The following is a 12854-nucleotide window of genomic DNA, read 5'->3' as shown; positions in this document are numbered from 1 at the left end:
AATCATGAAACAAGCCATTCGTGTGACGGTCTTCGTCACGGCGTTATGCGGGATCGTCTTTCCCGCTTTATTGACCCTGTTCGGTCAACTACTCGTACCGGATAAAGCTGAAGGTTCTTTAGTACAAGAAAACGGAAAATTCATCGGATCGGAATTGATTGCCCAGCCGTTCACGTCGAAACAGTATTTTCATGGACGTCCATCAGCGGTCGATCAATTAGCGGGAGCGTCTGCTGGGGATAACCTAGCAGCATCGAACCCGGAGCTTGGCACGAAGATGACGGAATTACAGAAACAGAACCAAGTGGACGGCGCTTCGCTTCCGGACGATGCCCTCGTGACATCCGGTTCTGGCTTCGATCCGCACATCTCAGTCGACTATGCTTTGGTTCAGGCGAAGCGTATCGCAATCGCGCGCGACCTGTCGCGTGAAGAAGTGCGGAAGTTGATCACGAAGGAAGCAGGAACACATGATTACGTCAACGTCCTGCGCTTGAACTTAGCCCTTGATCGGAGTAAGTCATGACACGAGGAAAGCTGAAGCTGTATATCGGCTCAGCTCCTGGTGTCGGAAAGACGTATAAGATGCTTGCCGATGCACGAACGTTGACGCTTGAAGGTAAGGATGTCGTCATCGGTCTAATTGAGACACACGGTCGAAAAGAGACGGCGGAGATGGTCGGGCAACTCGAACAAGTTCCGCTACTTGAAGTCGTCTATAAGGACAAGACATTCCCTGAGGTGAACGTGGACGCGATCATTGCCCGTCGCCCGGATATCGTACTGATCGATGAACTGGCGCATACGAATGCGCCAGGATCGGTACGAAAGAAACGCTATCAAGATGTAGCAGCACTGCTTGAAGCAGGAATTAATGTCTATTCGGCCGTCAACATCCAGCATTTCGAAAGCTTGCTCTTTAAGGTCAAAGAAGTGACGGGTGTCGAGGTTCGGGAACGCATCCCGGATCCGTTTCTCGGTGAAGCCGATGAGATTCTACTCGTCGACGTCACGCCACAGACGTTACGGGAACGACTCGAGCAAGGAAAGATTTATAAGAAGGAAAAGATTGAACAAAGCTTGAATTCGTTCTTCTCGCTTCAGAATCTTGCGAGCTTACGTGAGCTATCGTTACGTCAGGTCGCGGACGAAGTCGACGATCAAGTCTATCAATCACGCTTGTTGATTGAAAAGGATCCAGCGTCGCTACAGGAACGGATCCTCGTCTGTATCCAGCTCAATGGCAACGCGCGGAAGTTGATCTATCGCGGATTTCGCATGGCGAGTCGTCTGAAAGCGGATCTTTATGTGCTGACGATTTTACCGACGGCAGAGAATCAATTGAATGCCAAACAAAAAGAAGTGCTTGCGATGGTACGCGAAAGTGGCTCCTTGTTCGGAGCAGAGGTGCTAATCCGAATCCAAGGCGAGCGCTCGATCGCCCAAGCAATCACAGCAGCTGCCAAGCATCATCGCATTACTCAAATCGTCCTCGGTCAATCTGCACGGACCCGTTGGCAGGAAGTCCGGCGCGGGTCGATCATCAATGAAATCATGCGTCATGTCCGCGGGATCGATATCCAAATCGTTGCCGATGACATGGAACGCTAGGGGAGCCCTTCCGCGTAAATGCAGGGGTTCTCTTCGTATCATTCCGTAGTATGACGTAGTACCGTTCAGACTAAAGATAAAGTGCAGTTTTTCTCTTAGCGAGAAAGATTGCGCTTTTTTTGTTCACCTCGCATCGTTTTCCTGGGCCAAGCATCGCGCCACTTCACTTCGTTGCAGGGTCGCTCCTGCTTGTTTTTCCCTAGGAAGCGATTTCGAATGAACAAATCGCGTTTCTTTCTTTCGGGTATAAACAGTAGAAACGAAGAGAGAGAAGGACTTTTTATGATAGATAAGAGAGATCGCCATCACATCGGCACACCTTGTTTTGTAGAATCACTTTATCCGTAAAAACAATGCGCTTATCGATTTCATTTCGCTATGTTTTAGTAGGACGCAACCGTACATCCTCGACTCCTACAGGAAAAGGAAGTGCGGTTAGCGCTTCCGTCAGGGATAGGTGAGACCCGGCAAATCGCATGGATTGCGAGATATCACGGCTTACCTCTCGCCTGTGGAAAGCGAGGATGTCGGAAACGTCCGCCATAAAAATGAGAGTGACGTTATTTATTTTCGATTCTCACTCTTGAAGAATTTTAAATGGATCAACATTACGAAAAAGGAGTAGTCTTTCTCTATCAAGAGAAGAACTACTCCTTTGCGTGTATGCTTTTAACTATCTCTTAGCGAGCGAAAACTGGAATATCGAAGGTTGCTGTATAGCTATCCATCTGTTGATAGAGTGAATAGATTCGTGACGTCTGTTTGACGGCCCAACCCATGTCTGTTGCGTACTGATGGCTACCAGGGCGCATCGGACTCCAACGCATTTTATAGAGCGTATTTTGTCCGTAGACATTGTGGATGTACTTCGTGCTGATGAATTCAGCACCACCGACGATCGCAGCTTCCGGAGTGAACCAACCTTGGCTATACGCATAAGCAGCACCGGTGTTGATTGCATCGTAGTCATATGCACCGATGCCGTACATGTTGTAGACTTTGCGTCCATTCCATGTCACACCCATCGCAAGTGTCGATTTTCCGTTACCTGTCTCAAGCAAAGCGTGGGAGATCAAGTAAGCTTCGTTGACGCTGTATTTTTGACCAGCATCGATGAACGCTTGACCACAACTACCATTGCTACATTTGTTGAAGATTCCTTCGCCTTTCGTCACGTTCGCTAACATCTTATCGAGTGTCGCAGGTGTCGCACCTGTTGTTTTCGATAAATCAAGGAACTGATAGAAGTCTGAAGAATTTCGGTCGACCTTGAGTGGGTCAGCAGCGTTACGGACGTCTGTTTCGAGTGCATTCAACCACTGGATCGTCGAATAATTCGTTGCGTTCGAATAGACACGTGGGTACGTCGTATAGAAGCCACTGACGGATTGATAGACGCGAATCATCCGACCAGGCTGGAACTGACCGTAGACGTGACTGACTGTCGAAGCGCCTGAACGAATGTTGAGCGGTGTCGTCGCTGTAACAGTCGCGATTGTTCCATTGACTGGATCGAGTGCACCACCGAGACGGACGTAACCCGTACTGACGTACATCAATTTGTTTTTATAGATATCCGTTTGTGGTGGTGGATTCAGTTTCATCTGTGCGCTGATGAAGCTATCGAATGTATACGGTGTCGCGACGGAGTTATAGACGTTTAATTTAGAAGAAGTCGTCACGAACGCCCCCTTATACGCATATCCACTTTTTCCGTCGTAGGAAATCTTATACCAATCACCGATTTGACCAGAGACGGTGACGACGAGATTTTGAGGAATCGTCTTGATGACATTGTATGAGCTACCGACGTAAGAGCGTAAAGCAACGTTTGATGTAGCCCGTACGTACAATTTTTGTTTTGCTTCGTATTTGATCGATGACGTGTTTTGACCAGTCCGGATATAACCCGTTTTGCCATCAATCGTCACTTTATGCCACGAACTGTTCGTGTACGACGTGATCAATGAAGAAGTGTAATAGACATTGCCGAACGAGAGTGTCGTTACAGTTGCTGCTTGATCGTCCGGTGCTTGTTTGACGACAAGTGATTGATTCGCCAAGAAACGTGCACCTGTAATCTTTTTCGTTTCCGTGTACGGTGTCAGTGTTGATTTTAAAACGTAACCGTTTTTACCAGCGTAGCTGATTTTTAACCACTGATCGAGACTACCTGTTACTTGAACGACGGCTGCTTTTGGCAGCTTCGTCACCGTCGCATAAGCTGAACCGGCATCCGACTGGAGTGTCGTATCCGTCGTTGCTTGATAGCGGTGGTTATTGACACTTTCGTATGTGACAGGTGAACCTTGATTGATTTGAATGTAACCGGTTTTCCCGTCAACCGTCAGGCGATGCCATTGCTCCGAACGACCAGTCGTGACGACTTGATTCGTCGTGTAGACGTCTCCAGAAGAGAGGCGAACGAGAGTGTCAGCTGTCGCTTGGTGCGACGTTTTTACTTCGACGCTACGTCCAAGGCGATAAGAAGAAGATGGAATCGATTGCGTCATGACTTTTTCCTTAGCGTAACGTGAAGCGATATAACCTGTTTTCCCGTTGTACGTCACGCGATACCAATCATCGATCATTCCAGTGACCGTGATGCTTGTACCAGAAGGAATCGTTTTGACGGTCGCGTAAGTGTTTCCAGCATATGAACGTAGAGGCGTCGAAGTCGTCGTCTGCATGACGATCCGGTCCGATTGATAACGAACGCTCTTCCCTTGACCGACAGGAATGTAGCCAGTCTTTCCATCCTTGCTCACACGATGCCATTGCTGACCGTTTGACGTCACGAGTTGTGTCGTGTAGTAGATGTCACCGCTCTGTAGTGTTGTCAGCGTGGATGCTTTTGCATCTGGTGAAGATTTGATCGAAACCGCTTTTTCAAGCTCAAAGCGTGCACCTGCAATTTTCTGCTTCGTTGCAAGCGTCGTAAAGGTGCTAGAAGCAGCATATCCCGTTTTACCGTTATAACTGACCCGGTACCAATTGCCGATCCGTCCAGAAATCTTGATGACCGTATTGCTCGGGATCGTTTGCACTGTTGCATATGATGGACCTGCATACGAGCGAATCGTTGTTGCGGCTGTTGTTTTCAATGAAAGGTTTGATTGTGACTCGTAAGCGATAGGTGTTGCCTGATTCGCTAATACGAAGCCGGTCTTACCTTCCTTCGATATTTGATACCATGTTTCACCGAGTGGATTCGTCACATGTTGTGACGTGTAGTACACATCCTCTTCGTTCAACGTACCGATCGTCGTTGCAGTATCCACTGCCGTCTTTTTGATCGGTGTTTTTTTGAGGACGAGGTAGCGCTGTCCAGAAACGGTTTGTTTCTTTTCGTACAGCGTGAGGTATTTCGACGCGACATATCCCGTTTTTCCAGCGTATGTCACTCTTCTGAATGCTCCAGAAGCATACGTGGATGAAACGACAGTTCCGGTCTTGATCATCAACAAGCGTTTCCGAGAAGATGCCGTCTTGTCGTACAGATAACTATCGGTAGACAGACGGTAGATCGTCGCTTTCGTCGTCGCTGCTTCAGCTACTGGTAAAGATGTTAAAACGATGCTGAAAACGATAAGAAAGCTCGCGAACACCTTCAAGGTCTTCGAGAATGATGTTGTGTTCAAAGTATCTTTCCTCCTAGTAGATATTCGTCCAGATGGACGGAATCGGCTTCTAGGATGTCTAAGTCTAAGTTGTGGAATCTATTGCCTATCCTTACTATCGACAATATCGGATTTTTATGAATAAGATATTGAATTATTTTGAAAAAAGGGGTCTGGTTTTTTGAAAAACCCTCCTGTTTGTTTAAACAGGAGGGGATATGATCAGATGTTGAGACGAGCGAGGAGTTCTGTCAGATTTGTCGTTGGTCGTTCACACGAAAAATCATGACAGAGATAAGCGATAGGTACGTTGGGTTCAGGATAATCTGCGAGCAGTGGGACAAGCGGTAGAAGATCACGCTTCGTCCCAATCAACAAGGCGACTTCTGGCAAGCGCATCTGTTGCAGTTGAATGATTTCGATTGGGATCTCCGACTCTTCAGGAATCAAGATGATCAATTCCTTCGGTTCCATCTGCCGATAGGTGAAAGTACTGACAAGTGAGGCAAAGCCTGTTGGTTGTTGCTCAACTTCTTCTACTAATGCCGCAAGAGCCCGTTCGGCACTCTCCTGATAGACGAGACGCCCGGTGAGACGACTGAGCGTGAAGAAGGCGTTCAAGACAACGCTGTTTCCGGCGGGTGTAACCCCATCATACAGATCGAGTGGACGAACGAGTAGCTCGTCGGAGCGCGAAGATGTTAGATAAAAATAGCCATCTGCTGTCTGGAACTGATCTTGTAGCACATCTGCAAATACTAAGGCTTCCTTTAGATGAAGCGCTCGTCGTGTTGATTGGAACAGTTCAAGATGTGCGTCGATCAAATAAGCATAGTCATCGAGGAATCCGTGTCCGGTCGCTTGTCCTTCGCGGTAATGAACGGCAAGTTGCTGTTCGGTACGAACGAATCGTTCGAGTGATGTCATCGCACGCGTTGCAACACGTGTATAATGCGGTTCACCAAAGACACGACCGGCTTTAGCGAACGTCGAGATCATCATCGCGTTCCACGATGTCAAGCGCTTATCGTCACGAAACGGACGCGGACGTTCATTGCGCGCACGAAGAAGAAGCTGGCGCTCGCGTTCGAGTTGCGCCGCTGTCTCAGCAGGCGACAAGTGAACAGAACGTGCGAATGCCTCAAGTGTTCGTCCCGTCCGGTAAAAGACATTTCGTCCTTCGAAGTTTCCTGATGGTGAAGCATGATAAAAGCGCGGGAACAGTGCGTCTGGTCCGAGTAAGTCCGTCAGTTCAGTTGCCGTGAAGGTATAATAATGTCCTTCGCCTCCTTCACTATCCGCATCCAGTGCGGCGTAGAAGGTGCCGTCCGGTGCAGACAACTCACGCTCTACGAATGTAAGTATTTCTTCCGCGTAGCGCCGGAAGCGAATTTGTCCGGTCACTTGGTACGTCTCGATGCATAAGGTCGCGAACCAAGCATTGTCGTACAGCATCTTCTCGAAATGAGGAATCTGCCACTCGGCATCGACCGTATAGCGGAACAAACCGTAGCCGACTTGATCGGTCATCCCACCGTCACGCATCGCGATCAATGATCGCATGACCATATGGAGCGCCGTCTCGTCTTCCGCGTATTGATAATAATCAAGCAAGAAACGAAGCAGGGCTGGCGACGGAAACTTCGGTGCCTCTCCGAATCCACCGTGTTGACGGTCAAATTGGCGCATCGCTTGATCAAAGGTCTCGTGAATGATTGATTCATCCCAAGTACTGGTTGATGAAGCAGGTCGTAACACGTCGCGAAGTGTCTGGGACATGTTCTGACCGACTTGTGCGATTTTTTCTGGTGAACGGCGGAATTGCTCGCTGAGCTGAAGCGTCACCTGACGAAAACTCGGACGGTTGAACTGAGGCGTCTTCGGAAAATACGTGCCGATGTAAAACGGTTGCTGATCCGCTGTCATGAAGACGCTCAGTGGCCAGCCGCCTTGTCCGTTCATGACTTGAGCCGCCGTCATATACAAGTGGTCAATGTCAGGACGTTCTTCCCGGTCGACCTTGATTGCGATGTAGCGTTCGTTCAAGAGTCGTGCCGTTTCTTCATCCTCGAAGCTCTCATGAGACAGCACATGGCACCAATGGCACGTCGAGTAACCAATCGATAAAAAGATCGGCTTGCCGCTTTCCCGAGCGGCAGTGAAGGCGTCTTCGCCCCACGGGTACCAATCGACAGGCTGATGAGCATGTTGCAAGAGGTAGGGACTCGTTTCATGGATAAGTCGATTCGACATGATGGATTTCCCTCGTTTCTTCTATAATAAAGAGTCCTCTTCACGATACTCGGCTTTTACGGCAGGTGCAACTCCAATTCTGAGACAGGAGAAAACGATTTTTCAAAAGAAAGATTGACTTTATAAAAGAAAGTGTGATAGATTTATATAAGTCATGAATCGGGGATGATCACTCATGTGAGAATCTTCAATCCATATCATACAATTAAATCGACAGGTCAGGATTTTTAGACCGCTACTGACAAATGAGTCAGACATAAGTCATCGCTTTTATTTTGTCCTTCTTCATACTACGAGGAGAAGTTGACCCAGCAAGATAAACCTTCCAATCGATACTTTTCCGCTCATTCCCGAGCTATTTCTAAAAATCCCAGTATCATGCGTCCGTTGCAGACGCATCACGATTCTTGCTAAAATGCTTGATTCAGCTGGCGCGGCCAAGGAGCCGTAACAACGAAAGAGAGGTAGGGCTTTCGTCGTTTCAGGTGTTTTGATCACCTGTAATCCTCGATTCTCATGACAACCAAAACAACGACACGCTGATGAGGCGTTTTTTTTGTGCCTTTTTTCGGGTAAGGCTGAAAGAAGGGGGTGACGACATGCCATGGAATGAGAACGACTATCCGGAGTCATTCAAGAACTTTGATCCGCCACTTCGAAAGAAAGCAATCGAGATCGCGAATGCGTTATTAAAAGACGGGTATGAAGAGGGACGTGCCATTCCGATCGCGACATCGCAAGCTGAAAAATGGTACGAAAGTCACAAAGACGAACAATAAAAAGTTGTAAGCGATACCATTTCTTTCATTTACGAAGGATGGTATCTTTTTTACAAAAAATATACACTGTTGAGAATATAATCTGATATTATTAAGAAGTGTCAGAAAATTCAATAGGGGGTCTCATCATGAAATACGGCAGTACGTTTGGAAAGTGGGCATTGGCCGGAGTGTTAACAGCAGGAATCCTTCCACAAGCGGGTCTTGTCGGGGCAGAAGGCGAAGGCGTCATCTTGTCTGAATACATAGAAGGAACAAGCAATAACAAGGCAATCGAGCTATACAATGGGTCGGGGCAAATCATTGATTTAGCAGACTATACACTCGTTCAGTATACGAATGGTGGACCGTCAGAAGCGAAAATCACACTATCGGGGAAAGTGGATCCAGGGAAGACGTTCGTCATCGCGAACTCGAGTGCGAATGCAGATATCAAAGCAAAAGCACAATTGACGACGGGATCATTGAACTTCAACGGGAATGATCCGATCGCATTGAAAAAGGGTGATGTCGTTCTTGATATCATCGGACCACTCGGTTCATCGACGGATTTCGCAAAAGATACGACACTTGTCCGGAAATCTAGCGTCGCGTCTGGCGCTAAAACGTACGAACCATCACAGTGGACGAGCTTCCCGGTTGATACACTGACGAATCTCGGCAGTCATCAGACAGAAGCGGGCGACGTTCTCGCAGCACCTACAGCTTCTCCGGTCGGTGAAGTTGAACGTGGAGATCGAGTGACATTATCAGGTGAAGGAACGATTCATTATACGGTCGATGGCACGACACCAACTGTCGACAGTCCGGTGTATACGTCACCGATCACGATCAACGATGAAGTGACGATTCAAGCAGTTGCCGTCAAGGACGGTAAAACGTCAGCGGTTTCGACATTCAAGTATTATATCGCACCACCGATCACGAAAATCAGCAACATCCAAGGCGTTGCGCATACGTCGCCTTACGCAGATCAACTCGTCCGGACGACAGGTGTCGTCACGTACGTCGTCGATGCGAACAACTTCTACATGCAGGATCCAAATCCGGATAACGACAGCCGGACATCAGAAGGGATTCTCGTCTATGCGAAAAACCATGGTGCTGCTGTTGGACAAAAAGTCGCGACGACAGGATATGTCAAAGAGTGGTTGCTTGGCGGCTACAGCGATAAGTTCGATACTGACTTAGCAGTCACGGAAATCAGTACGGTCAATCTTGTGAAGGGTGCACTCAACGAAGGGTTACCAGCGAGTATCGTTCTCGGTGATGAAGGGGTTTTGATTCCGACACAAGTCGTTGATAACGACTCTTTTTCTCAGTTTGACCCAGAAGAAGACGCGATTGATTTGTATGAAAGCTTAGAAGGCATGCGTGTCGCTTTACCGAATGCAATCGTCACAGGTCCGCAAGCAAACCGGACGATTCCAGTTCGGACGCAGACGGCGAATAAGGTCTATACGAAACGCGGAACTCCAATCCTGACGAAGGACAACGTCAACCCGGAACGTCTCTTCGTTGAGATGGGTAGCTCGTCGTTCCGTGCAAAAGCTGGTGATACGTTCGACGGAACGATCGAAGGGGTCATGAGCTACAACTATTCGGCGTATAAAGTACTTTCAAAAGCAGCGGACCTTCCGAAACTCGTTGCGCGTGAAGCGGATCGTCAGCCGACGAACATCGAAACAGGTGAATCACGCCTGACTGTCGCTTCGTACAACGTCGAGAACTTCGCTTCAACAGCAGACGCTGGAAAAGTCGATCGTGTCTCAGAAGGTATCGCAACATTCTTGAAAACGCCGGACATTGTCGGTTTGACAGAGATGCAGGATAACGATGGTGCGACGGATAGCGGCACGGTCGATGCTTCGAAATCATTTGAGACATTGATCGCCGCGATCGAAGCGAAAACGGGTGTCCGCTATGCCTATACGGACATCGCACCAGAAGACAAGAAGGATGGTGGACAGCCGGGCGGAAACATCCGTGTCGGATTCCTCTACAATCCAGCACGTGTATCGCTCGCACCAGGTGAAAAAGGTGGCGCGACGGAAGCCGTTACGGTGGAAAATGGTAAGTTAACGAAAAACCCGGGTCGTATCCAACCGACGGATCCGAACTTCGCGAGTTCACGGAAACCGCTCGTCGCAGAATTCCTTTTCAACGGTGATTCGTACCATGTCATCGTCAACCACTTCAACTCAAAAGGTGGCGACGGCGCTGACTTTGGTAAAAACCAACCGGTCGTGCGTAAAAGTGAAGTCCAGCGTCATGCGATTGCGAACATCGTTCAGGACTTCGTCTCTGAATTGAAGACGGAAGTCAAAGACTCGAATGTCGTCGTTCTCGGTGACTTGAACGACTTCCAGTTCTCGAAAACACTTGATATCTTAAAAGGTGATAACTTGTGGAACACAGTCGACGATCTTCCAGAATCAGAGCGGTACTCGTATGTCTATAACGGAAACGCTCAAGTGCTCGACCATATCTTGATCTCGAATAACTTGAAGTCGTATACGTCGTCTGATATTGTCAATATCAACTCAGAGTATATGGAAGCAGATGGTAGCGCGAGTGACCATGATCCAGCGATTATCTCGATTCAAGGTGCAGAGACGGTCGTACCGGTCAAAGGAAAAGCAGAAGTCGGAAACTGGCGTGCTGTTCAAAAAGGAAAACATATCTTCATCGAACGTCAAGGCAGTTCGAAGTGGGAGAAGGTTGGAGAAACACATGCTGATCAGCAAGGAAATCTTCTCGCTCTTCGTGTATCACAAGACAACCCAGCTATCCAAGTGAAAACGAAAAAAGGTAAAACGCTGTGGCTTGAATTAGCGAACGGCTATAAATTACAAGAAACGAAAAACTATCAATAATATGACAACGGACCTTTTTGACGAAGAAGGTCCGTTGTTTTTTTGAAAGCGGACTTAGCGGTCCGCTTTTTTGCGTGCTGGAATTAAAAGCGAAAGAAGTGAGAGCGTGCTGATGGAAAGCGTAGAAATTAAAGCAATCGGTAGAGGGATGACACGGAACATATAAGTGAAGTGGATCAAGATTAAAAAAAGGATGATAGCAAGACCAGGAATGAATTTCTTAGAGAGAAGCATACCTGATCCGGGTACGAGCAACTCGAAACCGAGCCGTTGATTCAGGCGGACATCTTCATGTGCATTAGCCAAGCTAAACGATACGGTCAACGCGACAAGAATCATCCAGCCGGAAAATAAGTATTGTTGAATCGGTAAAAAAGCAATGGATTCATAAATGAAATACAGTAAAACCATAGGTCAACTCCTTCATATCATTATGTTATTTGGAAAAGCATTGAAAGTTTGGCTTACGAATTCTAATGATACCGAGTCGAGAATCGGAGAGCAATCAAAAATCGCTGAGAACGAAATAAAAGAATGTTCACACATTTTAATAAAAGGGAAAAATCATTTATTATGTGTACTAAATATTTTCAAGAATCGACTAAACAAAAGCATTTGGTCTAAATGGGAGCGTTCTCATGAAATGTGTCGGATTTATGGACGAAAGATGTGATTTAGACAAATGAGAGCCGATGACTGTTCGAAGAAATGATTTTCTTTTAAAATAAAGGTAATGAAATAGAAGGAGGCGAAACGAGGGCATGAAAAAATGGCTAATCATCGGAGTAGCAGCAGTAGCCTTTTTCGGCTACGAAAACATTCCAATGGAACAAGCAGAAGCCGATTACCCGAAAAGCGGCGGCAAGCTGATTGATCGATATAGCAGTGAATATCCGGGATACGACTGGGAAGTCAGACGGACATCAACGGAGGAATTCGTCGCCTTGACGAAGGATGGTAAGGACTACGGGAAGTATCGTTTCAAGAACGGCGTGACGACGCAAGGCGCGGTCTTGAATAAGGATACGGAATCTTCCTTGAAGAAAAAAGGTTGGACCGCAGTGAAGTCCTATCGTAAAGGCAACACGAACTACATGTTGAATCTGGATCATGCCGCCGTCTACGAGAAGAAAGGCAATTACGTGACATATTTCTTCGATCAACATGACGGCAATAAAGTCAAAGCGACGCTTGCGATTCCAAAAGACGTCGAATCGAAGAAAGAGGGCTTCTACGGTACTGCGTCGAATGCGTTACGAACGACAGATGAGAAACTGATGCTTCGGTTGATGAACTGGGAACGAGCCGACTATAAATTAAATCCGTTAGCACCGTACACAGCACTGAAGCCGGTCACACGAGGTCACAGCGAAAACATGGCGAAGAATAATTTCTTCTCGCATACGGATCCACAAGGTCGTGACCCGTTCGATCGAATGGAACAAGGCGGTATCAAGTTCATGGGAGCCGGTGAGAATCTCTCAATGGGCTATCCGAACGTCTTTGCTGCGCATTGGGGCTTGATGAACTCGAAAGGACACCGCGATAACATCCTTCAAAAGAGCTTCAAGCAGGCAGATGTCGGTGTAGCATTCCGAGATGATTCACCGTACTTCACGATTAATTTCCGAACACCTTAATAGAAGAATGGAGGACGATATCGCTCGATGTCGTCCTCTTTTTCATGGAACGGTTTGTACTATACTACAGGCAGG

At 47.5% G+C, this 12854-nt stretch carries 8 protein-coding genes; 5 read left to right on the top strand and 3 right to left on the bottom strand.

Annotated features, from left to right (window positions below; all coding sequences use genetic code 11):
* Nucleotides 1-4: 4 nt before the first annotated feature.
* Nucleotides 5-526, top strand: coding sequence for a K(+)-transporting ATPase subunit C (gene kdpC, locus MKY22_RS13525; RefSeq protein ID WP_341089213.1), 522 nt, complete (start codon nt 5-7; stop codon nt 524-526).
* A complete protein-coding gene (locus MKY22_RS13520) occupies nt 523-1611 on the top strand; it encodes a universal stress protein (RefSeq protein ID WP_341089211.1) in 1089 nt (362 codons plus the stop codon). Before kdpC ends, MKY22_RS13520 begins: the two co-directional genes overlap by 4 nt.
* A gap of 680 nt (nt 1612-2291) precedes the next feature.
* Here the strand turns inward: MKY22_RS13520 and MKY22_RS13515 are convergent.
* Both MKY22_RS13515 and MKY22_RS13510 read right to left on the bottom strand, forming a co-directional pair.
* On the bottom strand, nt 2292-5252 hold the full coding sequence (locus tag MKY22_RS13515) for an SH3 domain-containing protein (protein WP_341089209.1): 2961 nt from the start codon (nt 5250-5252) through the stop codon (nt 2292-2294).
* Between the two features lie 201 nt (nt 5253-5453).
* Nucleotides 5454-7484: a thioredoxin domain-containing protein gene (locus MKY22_RS13510; RefSeq protein WP_341089206.1), complete on the bottom strand. Its 2031-nt coding sequence runs from the start codon at nt 7482-7484 to the stop codon at nt 5454-5456.
* Nucleotides 7485-8083: 599 nt separating this feature from the next.
* On the opposite strand from MKY22_RS13510, the gene MKY22_RS13505 reads away from it, so the two are divergent.
* Nucleotides 8084-8263 carry a hypothetical protein gene (locus MKY22_RS13505; RefSeq protein WP_035396111.1) on the top strand — a complete coding sequence of 60 codons (180 nt, stop codon included), beginning with the start codon at nt 8084-8086 and terminating at the stop codon, nt 8261-8263.
* Between the two features lie 128 nt (nt 8264-8391).
* Entirely contained in the window at nt 8392-11139 is a 2748-nt protein-coding gene (locus MKY22_RS13500) for an FN3 associated domain-containing protein (RefSeq protein WP_341089202.1), read from the top strand.
* Between the two features lie 54 nt (nt 11140-11193).
* Here the strand turns inward: MKY22_RS13500 and MKY22_RS13495 are convergent, their stop codons facing one another.
* Nucleotides 11194-11550, bottom strand: a complete 357-nt coding sequence (locus MKY22_RS13495; RefSeq protein ID WP_050678127.1) for a hypothetical protein — start codon at nt 11548-11550, stop codon at nt 11194-11196.
* Between the two features lie 350 nt (nt 11551-11900).
* Here MKY22_RS13495 and MKY22_RS13490 point away from each other — a divergent pair, with 350 nt between their 5' ends.
* On the top strand, nt 11901-12779 hold the full coding sequence (locus tag MKY22_RS13490; RefSeq protein ID WP_341089199.1) for a CAP domain-containing protein: 879 nt from the start codon (nt 11901-11903) through the stop codon (nt 12777-12779).
* Nucleotides 12780-12854: the final 75 nt, after the last annotated feature.

The sequence above is a fragment of the Exiguobacterium sp. FSL W8-0210 genome, from assembly GCF_038006045.1.
In the GTDB taxonomy this organism is placed as follows: Bacteria; Bacillota; Bacilli; order Exiguobacteriales; family Exiguobacteriaceae; genus Exiguobacterium_A.
The sequence above is the reverse complement of the archived record's forward strand: the minus strand, read 5'-3'. Positions and strand labels throughout refer to the sequence as shown.